This window comes from Actinoplanes sp. NPDC049265, assembly GCF_043197135.1.
Lineage (GTDB): Bacteria > Actinomycetota > Actinomycetes > Mycobacteriales > Micromonosporaceae > Actinoplanes.
The window spans coordinates 338,855-355,568 of record NZ_JBICSP010000005.1 but is presented as its reverse complement, the minus strand read 5'-3'; the positions used below and the strand labels follow the sequence as shown (position 1 = coordinate 355,568).

Sequence of the window (16,714 nt, the reverse complement as noted above, 5' to 3'; positions counted from 1 at the left end):
CCTGGTGAGCAGAGCCGCTCTGCGCACCTATAGGTGCCACCGCGTGGTGAGCAGAGCTGCTCTGCGCACCTATAGGTGCCACCGCGTGGTGAGCAGAGCTGCTCTGCGCACCTATAGGTGCCACCGCGTGGTGAGCAGACCCGCTCTGCGCACCTATAGGAGCCACCGCGTGGTGAGCAGAGCCGCTCTGCGCACCAATAGGAATCACCGCGGGCCGGCATTGCTGCCAGGCCCGCGGTGACGGGGTGGATCAGAAGTTGTTGCTACGCGCCGGCCGGGGGCTGCTGAAGCGGCGGTCGCCGTTTCCACCCTCACGCCGGTCGTTGCGGCGGAAGTTGCCGCCCCGCGTGCCGCGGTCGCCGAGGTTACGCTCGCCGCGGAAGTCGCCGCGCTGCTCGCCGCGACCCTCTCCGCCGCCGAACGGACGCTCGCCGCCGGTCCGCTCGCCGCCGCGCTCACTGCCCCGGCCGAACGAACGCTCGCCGCGGTAGCCACCACGCTGCGGCCGGTCACCGAACCGCTTGGGCCGGTCGGTGCGCTCGCGCCGCGGCTCCGGCTCGTCCACCACCGGGACGCCGCTGGGCTGCCGGGCACCGGTGATCTCGCTCAGCTTGTCGTCGCCCATCCGCACCCGGACCTCGGCCGGCGCCACGCCCGCCTTGGTCATCATCGCCTGGGTACTGCGGCGCTGCTTGGGCAGCACGAGCGTGACCACGGCACCGGACTCGCCGGCCCGGGCGGTGCGACCCGCGCGGTGCAGATAGTCCTTCGGGTCCTTGGGCGGGTCGACGTGCACCACGAGCGAGATGCCGTCGACGTGGATGCCACGGGCGGCCACGTCGGTGGCGACCAGCACGTTGGTGCGGCCCTCCTTGAACTCGGCCAGCGTCCGCGTGCGTACCCGCTGGGTCTTGCCGCCGTGCAGCGCGCCCGCCCGGACCCCGACCGCCCGCAGTTGTTCCTGCAGACGATCAACACCCATCTGGGTACGGGCGAAAACGATCGTCTTACCCGTACGGTTGGCGATCGCCGCGGTGATCGGGAACTTGTCGTGCGGCGGGATCAGCAGCAGGTGGTGATCCATCGTGGACACGCTGGCCTCGGACGGATCGGTGGAGTGCGTCACCGGGTCGGTCATGAACCGCTTGACCAGCGTGTCGACGTCGCCGTCGAGGGTGGCCGAGAAAAGCAGCCGCTGCGCGTTGGCCGGCGTCTTGGCCAGCAGGTCGGTGACCTCGGGCAGGAAGCCCATGTCGGCCATCTGGTCGGCCTCGTCCAGCACCGACACCTCGACCTGGTCGAGCTTGCAGGCGCCCCGCTCGATCAGGTCGGCCAGCCGGCCCGGCGTGGCGACCATCACCTCGACGCCGCGGCGCAGGGCGTCCATCTGGCGGTCGTACGGAACCCCGCCGACCGCGGTCTTGAGGAAGACACCGACCGAGCGGCCCAGCGGCATCAGCGCGTCGGCGACCTGCATGGCCAGCTCACGGGTGGGCACCAGGATCAGCGCCTTGGGGTGGTGCGGGACCGCCCGGCCACCCTGGGCGACCCGGGCCAGCAGCGGCAGCCCGAAGGCCAGCGTCTTGCCCGAGCCGGTCTGGCCTCGGCCCAGGACGTCGCGCCCGGACAGGGCGTCGGGGATCGTGGCCGCCTGGATCTCGAACGGCGTGGTGATGCCCTCACGGGTCAGCACCCGGACGAGCTCGGCGGGGAGACCGAGGTCGGCGAAGGAAGCGGCGACCGTCGTCGTGTCGGCGGCGGGCTCGGCGGCCGGCTCGACGACCGCGTCGGCGGCCGTGTCACCGGTGACCTGAGCCTCGGTGTCCACCGTGGGGGTTTCGAAGACGGACGGGAACGTGCTGGGATCGGCGAAAGTGGTCAAGAGAACCTCTCTACGGGGGCGCATGCCTCGCGAAAGCCCGCCGCAAGGTCTCGTCCGTGAGGACTCGACCGAACCGCCGTCATGCCTGCAAGAACGCCCATGGCGTGCACCGGGGGGGACACGCCGCGTCAAATTACTGCCATCAGTGTACGGGGCAACAGTTACGCACCCACGAATAATCCGCGCCGGTAGTGGGCAGACTCACCGTCGGCGCAACCGCGCAGCCTAGGGCTAATAGCGCTGTAGCGGCAAACTCACTCCTTGCCGAACACCCCGTTCATCATGTCGGTGAAGGCGTCACCCACAGTGAAGACGAACAGCAGGCTGATGCCCACGATCACCAGCAGCACCACGAGCATCGCGATGCCCACCTTGACGTTGCTCCGCCGGTTGGTGTCCACACCCTTGTCCCAACCTTGGGAAAGGATGTGGCCGGTCAACGAGCCCGAGTTCTCGATGGCGTTCATGTTGACCGGCATGGTCATGTCGGCCGGCGAGTCGTTGCCATAGACGGTGCCGTCCCCGCGCTGGCCCGGCACGTTCGAACCGGGCGTCGGGAATGGGCTGGACACCTGGGCCGGGGCTCCCCCGAACGGGCGACCGGAAGCGTCCGACGTACCGACCCCATAGGAGGGGCCGTTCCAGGACGGTGCCTGGGCGGGCGGCGGCGCGACATTCCACGGCGGAGTTCCGCCCGGGCCGCCCGGGGTGCCGGTGCCGGCCCGGAACGGCATGGTCTCGTCGGCCGGGGCCGCCGGGCCACCCGGATATCCGGTGCCGGGCCGGAAGGGCATGGTCTCGTCGGCCGGCGGACCAGCCTGCGCACCCGGTGCCCCTGGTCTGCCCGGTGCTCCGGGGCCGCCGGGAGTGCCGGCGCCCGGTCGGAACGGCATGGTGGCGTCGGCGGCCTGGTTCCCGCCGTTCGGCGCGCCCGGGCCGGGGCGGAACGGCATGGTCGGGTCGGCCGCCTGGGGCTGCCCGCCGAACTGGGGCGCTCCGCTCGGCGTCTTCGGCCAGGCCGAGGCAGGGGCGCCGCTGGACGGCTGAGCCCAGTCGTTGGCCGGCGCTCCGCTGGAGGGCTGAGCCCAGTCGTTCGCCGGGGCGCCGCTGGCGGGCTGAGCCCAGTCGTTCGCTGGGGCGCCGCTGGCGGGCTGAGCCCAGCCATTCGCCGGGGCTCCGCTGGAGGGTGGCGCCCAGCCTGAGGCGGGTGCTCCGCTGGAAGGTTGGGCCCAGTCGTTGGCCGGGGCGCCGCTGGAGGGTTCGGACCAGCCGGGCGCCGGGGCGCCGCTGGAGGGCCAGCCCGGTGCGGGGGCGCCGCTCGACGGCTGGGACCAGCTCGGCGGGGAGCTCACGGGCGGGGAGTTCGACGGCGGGGTGCTCGACGGGGGCGGCGCCGACCACTGGCCAGGCGGCGAGCCGGGCGGCATCGAGTAGTCGGGCAGCGGGCCACCGGCGCCCGAGCTCGAGATCGAGGGCGGCGGGAAGACCGGCTGTGGCGGTCCGGGCACCGGAGAAGGGCCCGGGCCGGGTGGGACCGGCGACGGGCCGGGACCGGGCGGCATGGGTGACGGGCCGGGGCCGGGCGGCACCGGCGAGGGGCCTGGCTCCGGCGTCGGGTAGGGGCGCGGCGACGGGCCCGGCGGCTGCGGAGCCGGGAACGGCGTCGGTGAGGGCGACACCGGCTCCGGCGGGTCGAACGGCTTGAACGGCTCGGGCGGGCGGCTCGGCTCACCGGGGCGCGGCGAGGGCGCCGGGCGCTGCGGCTCGGGGTCGCCCGGCTCGGGGTAGTCCGGGTCGCGGCGGCCGGGATCCGGCTCGGAGGGGTCCGGGCGGTTCGGGTCGGGCTCGGACGGGTCGGTGGCGCCGCGCCCGCCGTAGACCTTGGCGGTGCCGGAGGACCTGGTGCCGAAGCCGGGCTCGGCGCTCGCCGCACCGGGCACGGAGGCCCGGCCCGAGCTGCCGCTCACCGGGGCCGACGCGGACGACTGGGCCGAGCCGGTCGGCACCGAGACCGGACGGGACGAAAACGACCCGCCGGGCGAGACGGGCTGGTCGGAGGGGGCGCCGGAGGTCGGGCGGTCGGCGGAGGAAGGTGTGCCCCAGAGGGCGCCGGGACCAGGCGGCGGCGGCATTTCGTACCCTTTGTCGGAGTCGTCGGCCGGTGTCCGCCCAGCTCGCGGCGCTTTGCCCTGGCTGTCTGCCGGCGCCTGCTGCTCGTCCATGGGTCCTCCCGACCGCCGCGTGCCGACACTCGGTGGAAGCGTCGGGCGCTGTTCATAACCGTGCCACATCGGCGCGTGTGCCCGCATCCGGCGTCGGCCAGGCTAGCTAAGTGGATCAAGCGTCCGGGTCATGCCTGGCCCGCGTACGCAGGGGAAACAGCAAAGCGCCCCGGGCTCGGGGCGCTTCGTGCCGTTTCGTGAATCAGTTTCCCGACTAATTCGAGCTGGATGAACTCTCCGGCGCGGACTTGGACTCCTCCGAGGTCGGCGTCGAGGGCTCGTCGGTCTTCGGTTCGTCCTTGGTCGGGTCTGGTTTCGGCTCCTCGTTGGCCGGCGGGTCCGTCTTTGGCGGGTCGGTCTCCTGGCCGCCGCCGCTGGGCGGGGTCGTCTCCTCGCCGCCACCGCTGGGCGGGGTCGTCTCGCCGCCGCCAGCCGGCGGAGTCGATCCGCCGCCGCCTGGAGGTGTGGAGCCGCCGCCACCCGGCGGGGTCGATCCGCCGCCGCCCGGAGGCGTAGAGCCCCCGCCGCCTGGAGGTGTGGAGCCGCCGCCACCGGGCGGGGTCGATCCGCCGCCGCCCGGAGGTGTGGAGCCGCCGCCACCCGGGGGCGTCGAGCCGCCGCCGGGCTTCGGGTCGCCCGAGGGCTTCGGCTTGGTCGGCTTCGTCGGGTCGGAACCGTCGTCGTTGCCGGGCTTGGGCAGGTTGTTGAGGTCGGGTCCCGAGGTCGGGTGGTCGACCGAGCCGTACACCCGGGTCGCCCCGAACAGCCTGGTCCAGCGCACCGGCGTGAGCCGCACGTCCAGACCCGTCCGTGGTGCCTCGACCATCATGCCGTCGCCGGCGTACATGGCCACGTGGTGGATGCCCGTCCAGCTGTTGCTCGAGCTGAAGAAGAGCAGGTCACCGGGGAGCAGCGAGTATCGGTCGACGACCTTGTTGCGCAGCTGCCAATACTGGTCGCGGGACACCCGGGCCAGCGGGAAGTTGCCGGCCGCCTTGCTGTGGTAGGCGTAGAACATCAGGCCGGAGCAGTCGAACTGGTCCGGGCCTTCCTCGGACCAGACGTACGGGTCGCCGATCTGCTTGAGCGCGATGGTCAGCGCCGCGATCGCCTTGGGGTCGGCGCCGCGGCCGGAGTTGGTGCCGTCCTGGTAGCTCTGGCCGAGTCGCAGATCCTCGGCGTTGGCCGTGGCCTCGGCGGCGCTCAGCTCGTCGCCGTGGTCGGCCCGCCACTTGTCGAAGGACTTCTGCTTGCCGCTGATCGTGGTGTTGAGCTTGTCCCACTGCTGGGCCAGGTCGCTGTAGCGGGCCGATGCGGTGGTCTGCTCGGCCCAGGCGATGGTCTGGGTGTCCTGGATCAGGGCGAGCTGGCGGTTGGCCGCTTCCTCGGAGGCCGTCTCGCCGCGCTGCATGCGGGACAGGGCGTCGAGGTCGGCCAGGCCCGAGCCGAGCGTGCCGGGCGGCAGCGCGGCCTGGTCACGGACCGCGGCGGCGGCCGCGTCGGCGGCGTCGTGCTGGGCCTGGGTCAGTGCGGCCTGGGCGGTGGTGAGCTTGGCGGTCGCGTCGTCGGCCTGCTGCCGGGCCAGATCACGGTCGTCGCGCAGCTTGATCAGCTGGTCGCCGAGGGCGTTGATCTCGTTCTGTCGCTTTTCCTGCTCTTGCAGGATCGGGCTCAGCGAGATGCCGGGCAGCGTCACCGGCGTGGTCGTGACCGGGGTGGTCGCGGTCTGCCCGGGCATCTGGAACGTGCCGACCGGGGTGGGACGGGACCCCACATCCGGGATCACGGGTGCGACCGGTGGCGCCGGGACCGCTGGGGCGGCCGAGGCGGGCAGCGGGTGGAAGAGGGCGGCGATCGCGGTGGCCGCGGCAGCGGACAACACCAACGGGCGCCACCAAGGACGCGCACGTCGAAGTCGATCTGCCCCTCGGTGTGTGGCCATCAGCTCCCCGTCCGCGTCGACGCCACCCGGTGGGGCTTTGCCGAGGCTGTCCGTTCCCCCATATAGGTCATACCCCACCAGGCGTACCGCTGTCGATTGATCGAAGATGAAAGGAACCTGAGAATCGACAATCCACCAGGGTGACCTACGACGCGTCCCATCATCCGTCACGAGGCGCCGGGGCTGAAGGGACGTACGCTCGCACGAAGGGGCAGAGAGGGAGGTACCAATGGACGCCGGTCTGAAGCGTGAGCTGGAGGCCAAGGTCTACTCGGGTGAGCGCCTGACCAGGGCCGACGGCGAGGCACTGTACGCCTCGGACGACCTGGCCTGGCTGGGCCGGCTGGCGCACCACAAGCGCACCGAGCTGAACGGCGACCGGGTGATGTTCAACGTCAACCGGCACCTCAACCTCACCAACGTGTGCTCGGCGAGCTGTGCGTACTGCTCCTTCCAGCGCAAGCCGGGGGAGAAGGCGGCCTACACGATGCGGATCGACGAGGCCGTCCGCAAGGCCAAGGAGATGGAGGACGAGCAGCTCACCGAGTTGCACATCGTCAACGGCCTGCACCCCACCCTCCCCTGGCGCTACTACCCCAAGGTGCTGCGCGAGCTCAAGGCCGCCCTGCCCAACGTCAAGCTCAAGTGCTTCACCGCGACCGAGGTGCAGTGGTTCGAGAAGATCAGCGGGCTGCCGGCCGACGCGATCCTCGACGAGCTGATGGACGCCGGGCTGGAGTCGCTGACCGGCGGCGGCGCCGAGATCTTCGACTGGGAGGTCCGGCAGCACATCGTCGACCACAACTGCCACTGGGAGGACTGGTCGCGGATCCACCGGCTGGCCCACAGCAAGGGCATGAAAACCCCGGCGACCATGCTGTACGGGCACATCGAGGAGCATCGGCACCGGGTCGACCACGTGCTGCGGCTGCGTGAGCTGCAGGACGAGACCGGCGGCTTCGTTGTCTTCATCCCGCTGCGCTACCAGCACGACTTCGTCGACGCGCAGGACGGCATCGTCCGCAACCGGATCCAGTCGCGGACCACGATGGCGGCGCCGGCCGAGTCGTTGAAGACATTCGCGGTGTCCCGGTTGCTGTTCGACAACGTGCCCCACGTCAAGTGCTTCTGGGTGATGCACGGCCTGTCGGTGGCCCAGTTGTCGCTGAACTTCGGCGTCGACGACCTGGACGGCTCGGTGGTCGAATACAAGATCACCCATGACGCCGACTCGTACGGCACGCCGAACACCATGCACCGCGAGGACCTGCTGGATCTGATCGGGGACGCGGGCTTCCAGCCGGTCGAGCGCAACACCAGGTACGAAGTGGTCCGCGAGTACCCCAAGCCGCGGTCGCTGGCCGAGCGCCGCAGCGAGCCGCAGCAGGTCTGGGCGTAGCAGCGGCGGGCCGGCCGCGTACCCTCGGGTTGTCATGACCGAAGCACCGGAAAAGAGTGAGCGGCGCCCCCGCCGTGACCCTGACGGACGCCTGGCCACCTTCCCCGACCTGATCGGGACGGCGCTGGCCGGGCTGCTCGCGGGGTTCGTGGTGCTGCTCGTGATCGAGGGTGTGCTGTTCCTGGTGCGGCTCTCCGACTTCGGCGACGCCAGCGGCTGGATCGCGCTGGTGTTGCCGGTCTGGCTGTTCACCGAGGAGTTCCGCGCGGCCAAGTGGGGCGCCGACCGGGTCGTGGTCGGTGTGCTCGGGGCCGGCTTCGGCGTCGCGGCCGGGATGACCGCGGCCGGGTTGGCCGCCAAGACGTTCCCGGCGCTGGCCAGCGGCGCGGTCGGGGCGCTCGCCCTGACCGTGGTCTACTGCGCGATCTGGTTCTTCGGCCTGCGTTACATGCGCCGGGCCGGCTGAGGGAGATAGTGGTGAATCCCGCACTCAAGTACACGCTCGCCCGGTTCGGGCTGTTCTTCGTGTTCCTCGTGCTGCTCCTGATGACGCCGTTGAACTTCCTGGTCGACGCCATGATCGCGCTGGTGCTGTCGGCCATCGCGTCGTACTTCCTGCTGGCTAAGTGGCGTGACGAGATGGCCGAGCGGCTGGCCGGGGCAGCCGACCGGCGCAAGGCCGAGAAGGAGCGGCTGCGCGCCGCGCTGGCCGGTGACGAGGCCGCGGCGGCCGAGGGTGACCGCGCGGCCGAACGTCCGTAGGGCCATCCCGCCGGGATAGGTTCCGGCCGGGATATTGCCAGTTGTCTATGTTCGGTGGTGGGCTGTTGGAAACCCCATCACCGGAGGTCGTTCATGAGACGACGTGTCACGGCGGCCGCGGCCGCTGTCCTGGCCGGCATCACCCTGTTCGCGGCCGGACCGGCCGAGGCCGGACCGGGCCCCGACGAGTCGGCCTCGTACGAGGTCTTCGACGTGCGCACCGTCGCGGCACGTAACCAGATCGCCGCCACCGGCGCCGCCATCGACGGCGTGCAGCACGCGGTGGTCGAGATCACCGCCACCGCCACCGAGGTCAAGGCCCTGCGGGCACAGGGCTTCAAGGTCGAGAAGGTGCCCGAGGAGCTGCCGCTGGGCGGGGCCTCCACCATGGACTTCCCGCCCCGGGACGCCGCCTACCACAACTACGCCGAGGCCATCGCCGAGGTGGACCGGGTGGTCGCCGCGTACCCGGCGATCGCCGCCAAGAAGGTGCTCGGCACGTCGTACGAGGGCCGGCAGATCGTCGCCGTCAAGATCTCCGACAACGTCGGCACCGACGAGAACGAGCCCGAGGTCCTCTACGACGCCAACCATCACGCGCGCGAGCACCTGACCGTGGAGATGGCCCTCTACCTGCTCAACCAGTTCACCAGCGGGTACGCCTCGGACTCCCGGATCAAGTCAGTTGTGGACAGCCGCGAACTGTGGATCATCCCGAGCGTGAACCCCGACGGTGCCGAGTACGACGTGGCCACCGGCAGCTACCGCTCGTGGCGCAAGAACCGCCAGCCCAACAGCGGCTCCAGCAACGTCGGCACCGACCTGAACCGGAACTACTCCTACAAGTGGGGTTGCTGCGGCGGCTCGTCCGGCAGCACCGGATCGGAGACCTACCGGGGCCCGTCGGCGTTCTCGGCCCCGGAGACCAAGGTCGTCCGCGACTTCGTCAACAGCCGTGTGGTCGGCGGGGTGCAGCAGATCAAGGCCGCGATGGACTTCCACACGTACTCCGAGCTGGTCCTCTGGCCCTACGGATACACCAACGCGCGCACCGGCGATGGCATGAACACCGACCAGAACAACACCTTCTCGACGCTGGGCCGTCAGATGGCCGCGACCAACAACTACACGCCCGAGCAGTCGAGCGCCCTCTACATCACCGACGGTGACCTGCTCGACTGGCTGTGGGGTACGCACAAGGTCTTCGCGTACACCTTCGAGATGTACCCGACCTCTTCCTCGGGCGGCGGCTTCTACCCGCCGGCCAGCGTGATCACCCGGGAGACGAGCCGGAACCGGACGGCGGCGCTGCTGCTGGCCGAGGCGGCCGACTGCCCGTACAAGGTGATCGGCAAGGAAGCCACGTACTGCTGACGCACTTGCCGCCACGGAACTACCTGTCCTAGCTTTAAGGCTATGACAGGTAGTTTCCGTGCCTAGGGCGGGCCTGACGCCGGCCGCCGTCGTCGACGTGGCGCTCGCGCTGATCGATGAGAAGGGCCTCGACGCGCTCAGCCTGGCCGCCGTCGCCGACCGGGCCGGAGTCGCCGCGCCCTCCCTCTACAAGCACGTCGGCAGCCTCGCCGACCTGCGGGAACTCATGGCCGAGCGAATCCTGCGCCAGGTCACGGCCACGTTCGCGGCCGAGGTGATGGGCCGGGCCGGCGACGACGCGGTGATCGCGCTGATGCGGGCCTACCGCGCCTACGTCCTCACCCACACCGCCCGCTACCTGCTCGTACCCCTCGACCCGCTGCACCAGGAGACGCTGTTCCAGGCCGGCAGCGAGCTGATGGACGTCTTCGCCGCGGTGATGCGCGGGTACGGACTGGACGCCGCCGCCACCACCCACGCCATCCGCCGGCTCCGGGCCGCCGTCCACGGCTTCGCCACCCTCGAGGCCGGCGGCGGATTCGGGCTCGACCTCGACCTCGACGAGTCGTACGACCAGCTCATCGACATGTGCGTGCGAAGCCTGCGTTAGCCTCAACGGGAGACCGCGTCGCAGCGAAGCCGGTGAGATCCCGGCGCTGTCCCGCAACTGTGATGTCCCCGCCGCCGGGGACGAGCCAGGTCGCCTGGGCGCCGGTCGCGAACCAGCGCCCCCGGGGAAGGGGCGCCTCGCGGACGGGCGCCCCCTGTCGGCGAGCAGTCGACAGGAGGAACCGTGCAACCACGACATGTGCTGACCGCGCTGCTGACCTCGGCCGCGCTGCTGCTCGGGGGCTGTGCCGGCGGCGACGACAGCCCCGGCGGGCCGGCCTCGGCCAGCGCCGGCGCGGCGTACCCGGTGACGGTTGGTGATCTGACCCTGCCGCAACGCCCCACCAAGATCGTGTCGCTCTCGCCCACCGCGACCGAAATGCTCTTCGCCGTTGGCGCCGGACCGCAGGTCACCGCGGTCGACGACCAGTCCAGTTACCCGGCCGAGGCGCCGCGGACCAACCTGACCGCCTTCAAGCCCAGCGCCGAGGCCGTCGCCGCGAAGAACCCCGACCTGGTCGTGCTCTCCGACGACATCGACAAGATCGTCGACCAGCTGCGTACGCTCGAGATCCCGGTCTTCGTCACGCCGTCGGCCAAGAACCTCGACCAGACGTACGCGCAGATCGAACAGCTCGGCCAACTGACCGGCCACCCCGCCGAGGCCACCGCTCTGACCGGCCGGATGCGCGCCGACATCGACAAGATCGCCGCCTCGGTGCCGCCGCGCAAGAAGCCGCTGACCTACTACTACGAGCTCGACCCGACCCTCTACACGGTCACGTCCAAGACCTTCATCGGCTCGGTCCTCGCCCGCCTGCAGCTCACCAACGTGGCCGACCCCGCCGACGCCGACGGCAGCAAGGGCGGATACCCCCAGCTGTCGCAGGAGGCGCTGGTCAAGGCCAACCCCGACGTGATCCTGCTGGCCGACAGCAAATGCTGCAAGCAGTCCGCCGCCACGGTGGCGGCGCGGCCCGGCTGGTCGGGGATCACCGCGGTCAAGACCGGGAAGATCGTCGCCCTGGACGACGACATCGCCTCCCGATGGGGCCCGCGCGTGGTCGACCTGATGCGGTCGGTCGCGGACGCCACGGCGTGAATGATTCACCCCGGCCCGCCCGCCTTCGGCCGCTTCGGCCGGGGCCTGCTCGTCTTCGGCCCGGGTGGCTCGTCGGCGGTGTTGTCGCGGTGGCGGTCGCGCTGGTCGCCGGGGTGTCGCTCGGCCCGGTCAGCCTGCCGCCGGGCAGCGTCGCGGCCGAGCTCCTCAACCTCATCCCCGGGGTACGCCTGCACAGCGGCCTGAACGCCCGCGAGATCGCGATCATCACCGAACTTCGCCTCCCCCGCGTGGTCCTCGGCCTGCTCGTCGGAGCCATGCTGGCCATGGCCGGCGCCGCCTACCAGGGCGTCTTCCGCAACCCGCTGGCCGACCCCCACCTGCTCGGCGTGGCCGCGGGCGCCGGCCTGGGCGTCACCGCGGTCCTGACCATCGGGTCCGGAATGTCAGTGGCGGTGCCACCCGCGGCGTTCCTGGGCGCGTTGATCGCCGTAGCCCTGACCTGGACCCTGGGCGCGGCAGGAGGCCGCGAACGCACCCCCGCCACACTGATCCTGGCCGGGGTGGCGGTGTCGGCCTTCCTCGCCGCGGCGCAGACCTACCTGTTGCAGCGAAACGTGGAAACGCTGCGTGAGGTGTACAGCTGGCTGCTCGGCCGGCTGGGCACCGCCGGTTGGCACGATGTGCTGCTCATCCTGCCGTACACAGTGGTGACGGGTTTGATCGTGCTCTCCCGCCGACGGGAACTCGACGTGCTGACGGTCGGCGACGAAGAAGCCGCGTCCCTGGGCCTGCACCCGCAGCGCAGCCGGTACCTGCTGCTGATCGCGGCGTCGCTCGGGACCGCGGCGGCGGTGTCGGTGTCCGGGCTGATCGGTTTCGTCGGGATCATCGTGCCGCACACGTTGCGCTTGCTGTCGGGGGCCAGTTATCGGTCGTTGCTGCCGTTGTCGGTGCTGTTCGGGGCGGCGTTCCTGGCGTTGACCGATGTGGTGGCGCGGACCGTGGCGGGGGAGGCGGAGATTCCGATCGGGGTGGTGACGGCGTTCTTCGGCGCGCCGTTCTTCATCGTGGTGCTGCGCACGAACCGGGCCGTGGCGTCGTGATGTGTGGACAAGCGCGGCAAGTTGTCGTACCCCGCCCCTACGTTTGGGCCCACCCAGTGCCGGGGTGGGGGAGGCGGTGGCCGCAGCCTTCGAATAAATCGGAAATGCCGGAAATGCGGAACGCCGAAGCGGGTGAGCCCACCGGGGCGGGCTGGTCTGGCAGCGAGCTGGTTGGCGCGGCGGGCGGGCCCGGGGCGGAGTTCGTGGTGGCGGTGAGATCGTGATCGATGTGCGGGCGGTCTCTGTGCGGCTCGGTGGGCGGCCCGTCGTCGACGGTGTTGACCTGGGAGTCGGGGAGGGCGAATGGGTCACGATCATCGGTCCGAACGGGGCGGGGAAGTCGACGCTGTTGCGGGCGGTCGGCGGGCTCGTCGCGTACACCGGTGCGATTGATCTTGATGGGCGGCCGGGCGGAACCCTCGGGCGGCGGGAGCGGGCTAAAGCGATCGCGATGGTCGCGCAGACGCCCGTGGTGCCACCGGGCATGCGGGTGATCGACTACGTGCTGCTGGGGCGTACGCCCTACATCGCGCCGCTCGGGCGGGAGTCGGCGTCCGACTTGTCGGCCGTGGACGATGTGCTGACCGCGCTGGATCTGGCGGACTTCGCGGGGCGGCGGCTGGAGACGTTGTCGGGGGGCGAGCGGCAACGGGTGTTTCTCGCCCGGGCGCTGGCCCAGGGCGCCCGCATCCTGCTGCTCGACGAGCCCACCGCGGCCCTCGACATCGGCCACCAGCAGGAAGTGCTCGACCTGGTCGACCAGCTGCGGGCCGAGCGCGGGCTGACGGTCCTGTCGACGATGCACGATCTGTCGATCGCGGGGGAGTACGCCGACCGCCTGGTGCTGCTGGCCGCCGGCCGGGTGGTCGCCACGGGTACGCCCCGCGAGGTGGTCACCGAGGCCACGCTGGCCGAGCACTACCGGGCCCGGGTCACCGTGATCGACGGCGAGCACGGGCCCATCGTGATTCCGAAAAGAGCTAAGCACTCTCCATGATCGAGAAGGTGCCGCCCTCGGGGTCGTCGATCACCGCGTACCGGCCCATGGCGAAGTTGGTCGGCCGCCGGACGATGTGCCCGCCCAGCTCATGCGCCAGGTCCGCGGCCTCGTCGCAGTGCCGGACGGCGAAGTACGGCATCCAGTGCGCGGCCAGGTCGGCCGGCCACCCGGCGCCGACCATCGGTTGCAGGCCGCCGAGCATCCGCCCGTCCCGCTCCCAGATCAGGTACGGCATTCCGACCGCCGGGCTGTCCCGGGCGGTCCAGCCGAACACCTCGCCGTAGAAGGCGGCCGACCGCTCGACGTCGCGGGTGATCAGCTCGCTCCAGGTCAGCGCACCGGGTACGTCGAGCACCTCGGCCCCGGCCATCGTCCCGGCCTGCCAGACCGAGAACGGCGCACCGGCCGGGTCGAGACAGGCGGCCATCCGCCCCTGCACGCCGACGTCGAAGGGGGGTACGAGCACCTTCCCGCCCGCTTCCTCGACCAGCATGGCCGTCTCGTCCACATCGTCGGTCGAGATGTACGTACTCCACGCGGTCGGCTGGCCCTCGCCGAACAGCGGCCCGGCGCCGGCGGCGGCTTTGCCGTCCAGGTTGAAGATCGTGTAGCCGCCGTAGTCGTCGCCCGACACGTGTGCCGTCCAGCCGAACAACCCGGTGTAGAAACGCTTTGCGCCGTCCACGTCCGAAGTGCCGAGATCCACCCATAAGGGCTGGCCAGGGGTCGGTGCGGTCATGCCCGCATGGTTACACCGACCCCCCTTTCGACACCCTTAAGTGTCGAACTTCTAGCTGAACCGCCGACCCTCGTCGCGGCGATAGGCCCATGCGGCCAGCCCAGCGAAGACGGCCGTCCAGCCCAGCAACGTGATCGTCGCGGACAGGTCGAAGGGGAAGTCGCCGACCGCCGCCCACATCAGCCGGGCCGCGCCGCCGGTCGGCAGGTACGGCGCCAGGTCCTCGACGAAACCGGGCGCCGCACCGGGTGCGGTCATCAGCCCGCCGCCGAACGCCAGCGGGAAGAACAGCAACTGGGCGGTGACGATCGCCGCCTTGGCCGGGAGCGAGTAGCCGATGGCCAGCCCGAGCAGCGTGAACGGCAGTGCCGACAGGGCCAGGGCTCCGAGCGCGGCCAGCGCTCCGGCCCAGGTGATCGTGGCCGCGGTGAACAGCCAGGCGATGAGTACGACCGGGATCAGCGAGATCGCCATCAGGGCCAGCCCGGCCAGGATGCGGCCGAGGAACCGCGGTCCGGGGCCGGCCGGCAGCGTGCGGGTGTACGGGTTCCAGGGCTGGGCCCGGTCCTCGGCGATGCCGGCCCCGTACTGGAAGAGGTTGGTCGTCATCACCGCGAACGTGACCATGGAGGCGGTGGCGAAGGTCGAGTAGACCGGGTCGTCGCCGACGAACGGCACCACGAAGAACAGCATCGAGGCGGCCGGGAAGAACGCGCTGCCGATCAGCGCCATCGGGATGCGTACGGTCTCGAGCAGCTGGAATTTGGCGTGGGTGAGGGCGAGCGCGGTCATCGGGTGCTCCCGGTCAGGGTCAGGAACGCTTCTTCGAGCGAGGTGGGGCGGACTTCGAGGTCGGCGAACGGCACGTCCTTGGCGACCAGGTCACGGACCAGGCGGTCGGCGTCGGGGGTCAGCAGATGGGTACGCGCGCCGTCCCGCTCACGACCGACGACCCCGGGCAGGTCCGGTACGGGTGCGGCCGTGCTGACGCTGACCCGGCGGATGGCGACCAGGCCGCGTACCGCGTCGACGGTGTCGTCGGCGAGCACCCGGCCTCCCCCGATCACCACGACCCGTTGGGCCAGCGCCTCGATCTCCTCCAGGTAGTGGCTGGTCAGGACGACCGTGCCACCGTCGGCGTGGAAGACCCGGATCGCATCCCAGAGCGAACGCCGCGCCTCGACGTCGAGCCCGGTGGTGGGCTCGTCAAGGAACACGATCTTGGGACGGCCGACGAACGCCAGCGCCACCGCCAGCCGCCGCTTCTGGCCCCCCGACAACCCTCCGGTCTGCCTCCGCACCAGATCGGTCAGGTCGAACTTGGCCAGCACCTCGTCCCGGCTGAGCGGGTCGGGGAAATGCGCCCGGGTGTAGTCGACGACCTCGCCGACCCGCAGCGACGACGGCAGCCCGGTCTCCTGCGGCGTTACGCCCAGCGTGGCCCGGGCGGACGCGTGGCGCGGGTCGCGCCCGCACAGCTCGACGGTGCCGCTGCTCGGCCGGCGCAGCCCAGTGAACAGGTTGACCAGGGTGCTCTTGCCGGCGCCGTTGGGGCCGAGCAGGCCGACCAGCTGGCCGGCGGGGACGTCGAGGGACAGGTTGTCGAGGGCGAGCACGTCGCCGTATCTGCGGCTGACGTTGATCGCGCGGGCCAGCATCATGGCTCCTCCGTCGGATTCAGAAGTGCTCGTAAGGCCGCGGTGTAGTCCTCGAACGCCAGGCGACCGCGGCGGGTCAGCTGGACGAGGGTGGCCGGCGTCCGGCCCTGATGGGTCTTGGTGACCTCGACGTAGCCGGCGTCCTCGAGCTTGCGGAGGTGCACGGACAGGTTCCCGGCGGTCATCTTCAAGATCTCTTGCAACCGGGGGAACGCGATCCGGTCGCCCTCGCGCAGCATCGACAGCGACGACACGACCCGCAGCCGGGCCTGGGCGTGGATCACCGGGTCGAGTTCGGGCATCTCGGTCTGGCTCACCTGGGCGACCTCGACTTGGCGTAGGCGCCGGCGGCGAGCATGCCGCCGCCGCCGAGGACGGCGAGCAGCAGCGAGTGCCAGCCCGGCCCGGCGAACACCCCGGCCACGTTGATCGCGCTGATGAAGACGCCGAGGATGAAGATCGACTTGTCGTTGTAGATGGCGCCGCCGGCCATGTGCAGCGCGCCGGTGAGGGCCACCATGGCGCCGGCCCAGAGCAGGTTGACCTCGCCGTCGGGCACGAACTGGCTGACCCGGCCGAGCACCGTGGACAGCCCGAAGAACGCGACCGACCAGGTGATGCCGTAGAAGGCGCCCTGCCGGCGGGACGGCCCGGAGATCCACCGCCCGCTGCGGGTCCCGGCCACCCCGGTGAACGCGCCGGCCGTGATCATCGTCGCGGCCAGCACGGTCAGCGGCACCCACTCGGGCATGCCGACGAAGACCCGCCCGCCCGGCCCGAACCGCAGGAACTGCAGTGCGAAGCTGATCAGCCAGGCGAAGCCCCACGGCCACAGGAAGATCCGCGGGTCGGGGGTGAGGTTGCGCTCGGCCGTGGCGCGCTCGCGCTCGATCAGGCGCAGCGACTCGGCCGGGTCCATCGGCAGGTCGTCATCGTGCTCGCTAGTCATGCAAAGAACTTT

The 16,714-nt window shown here is 71.0% G+C and carries 15 protein-coding genes, 1 pseudogene and 1 riboswitch; of the genes and pseudogenes, 8 read left to right on the top strand and 8 right to left on the bottom strand.

Features of this window, described 5'->3' with window-relative positions; all coding sequences use genetic code 11:
- Positions 1-250: 250 nt before the first annotated feature.
- The 3 genes from ACGFIO_RS16220 to ACGFIO_RS16210 form a co-directional block, all read right to left on the bottom strand.
- Positions 251-1,882 carry a DEAD/DEAH box helicase gene (locus ACGFIO_RS16220; protein ID WP_392826927.1) on the bottom strand — a complete coding sequence of 544 codons (1,632 nt, stop codon included), beginning with the start codon at positions 1,880-1,882 and terminating at the stop codon, positions 251-253.
- A 254-nt stretch (positions 1,883-2,136) separates the two neighbouring features.
- Positions 2,137-4,104, bottom strand: a complete 1,968-nt coding sequence (locus tag ACGFIO_RS16215; protein ID WP_392826926.1) for a hypothetical protein — start codon at positions 4,102-4,104, stop codon at positions 2,137-2,139.
- 214 nt (positions 4,105-4,318) lie between these two features.
- On the bottom strand, positions 4,319-5,986 hold the full coding sequence (locus ACGFIO_RS16210; protein WP_392827090.1) for an NlpC/P60 family protein: 1,668 nt from the start codon (positions 5,984-5,986) through the stop codon (positions 4,319-4,321).
- Between the two features lie 289 nt (positions 5,987-6,275).
- Between ACGFIO_RS16210 and mqnE the strand changes: the two genes are divergently transcribed.
- The 8 genes and pseudogenes from mqnE (at position 6,276) to ACGFIO_RS16170 (ending at position 13,353) form a co-directional block, all read left to right on the top strand.
- Positions 6,276-7,445, top strand: coding sequence for an aminofutalosine synthase MqnE (mqnE, locus tag ACGFIO_RS16205; protein WP_392826925.1), 1,170 nt, complete (start codon positions 6,276-6,278; stop codon positions 7,443-7,445).
- Between the two features lie 34 nt (positions 7,446-7,479).
- On the top strand, positions 7,480-7,911 hold the full coding sequence (locus ACGFIO_RS16200; protein WP_392826924.1) for a hypothetical protein: 432 nt from the start codon (positions 7,480-7,482) through the stop codon (positions 7,909-7,911).
- An 11-nt stretch (positions 7,912-7,922) separates the two neighbouring features.
- Positions 7,923-8,207: a DUF4229 domain-containing protein gene (locus tag ACGFIO_RS16195; RefSeq protein ID WP_392826922.1), complete on the top strand. Its 285-nt coding sequence runs from the start codon at positions 7,923-7,925 to the stop codon at positions 8,205-8,207.
- A 93-nt stretch (positions 8,208-8,300) separates the two neighbouring features.
- A pseudogene (locus ACGFIO_RS16190) lies at positions 8,301-9,578 on the top strand (M14 family metallopeptidase); the annotation flags it as partial.
- 61 nt (positions 9,579-9,639) lie between these two features.
- Positions 9,640-10,191, top strand: coding sequence for a TetR/AcrR family transcriptional regulator (locus ACGFIO_RS16185; protein ID WP_392826920.1), 552 nt, complete (start codon positions 9,640-9,642; stop codon positions 10,189-10,191).
- A 28-nt stretch (positions 10,192-10,219) separates the two neighbouring features.
- Positions 10,220-10,281, top strand: a riboswitch (cobalamin riboswitch).
- A gap of 93 nt (positions 10,282-10,374) precedes the next feature.
- Positions 10,375-11,292: an ABC transporter substrate-binding protein gene (locus ACGFIO_RS16180; RefSeq protein WP_392826918.1), complete on the top strand. Its 918-nt coding sequence runs from the start codon at positions 10,375-10,377 to the stop codon at positions 11,290-11,292.
- Positions 11,238-12,356, top strand: coding sequence for a FecCD family ABC transporter permease (locus ACGFIO_RS16175; RefSeq protein WP_392826916.1), 1,119 nt, complete (start codon positions 11,238-11,240; stop codon positions 12,354-12,356). Before ACGFIO_RS16180 ends, ACGFIO_RS16175 begins: the two co-directional genes overlap by 55 nt.
- Positions 12,357-12,579: 223 nt before the next feature.
- Positions 12,580-13,353 (top strand): ABC transporter ATP-binding protein, encoded by a 774-nt coding sequence (locus ACGFIO_RS16170; RefSeq protein ID WP_392827088.1) that lies wholly within the window; start codon positions 12,580-12,582, stop codon positions 13,351-13,353.
- Here ACGFIO_RS16170 and ACGFIO_RS16165 read toward each other — a convergent pair.
- From ACGFIO_RS16165 to ACGFIO_RS16145, 5 genes are all read right to left on the bottom strand, one after another.
- Complete coding sequence (locus ACGFIO_RS16165; protein ID WP_392826914.1) at positions 13,337-14,062, bottom strand: VOC family protein; 726 nt, start codon at positions 14,060-14,062, stop codon at positions 13,337-13,339. The two genes, ACGFIO_RS16170 and ACGFIO_RS16165, sit on opposite strands and share 17 nt — an antisense overlap.
- A gap of 84 nt (positions 14,063-14,146) precedes the next feature.
- On the bottom strand, positions 14,147-14,887 hold the full coding sequence (locus ACGFIO_RS16160; RefSeq protein WP_392826912.1) for an ABC transporter permease: 741 nt from the start codon (positions 14,885-14,887) through the stop codon (positions 14,147-14,149).
- Positions 14,884-15,756 (bottom strand): ABC transporter ATP-binding protein, encoded by an 873-nt coding sequence (locus ACGFIO_RS16155; RefSeq protein WP_392826911.1) that lies wholly within the window; start codon positions 15,754-15,756, stop codon positions 14,884-14,886. Before ACGFIO_RS16155 ends, ACGFIO_RS16160 begins: the two co-directional genes overlap by 4 nt.
- A complete protein-coding gene (locus ACGFIO_RS16150) occupies positions 15,753-16,070 on the bottom strand; it encodes a winged helix-turn-helix domain-containing protein (RefSeq protein WP_392826909.1) in 318 nt (105 codons plus the stop codon). The genes ACGFIO_RS16155 and ACGFIO_RS16150 overlap by 4 nt, the downstream gene beginning before the upstream one ends.
- Positions 16,067-16,702, bottom strand: coding sequence for a transporter (locus ACGFIO_RS16145; protein ID WP_392826907.1), 636 nt, complete (start codon positions 16,700-16,702; stop codon positions 16,067-16,069). The genes ACGFIO_RS16150 and ACGFIO_RS16145 overlap by 4 nt, the downstream gene beginning before the upstream one ends.
- Positions 16,703-16,714: the final 12 nt, after the last annotated feature.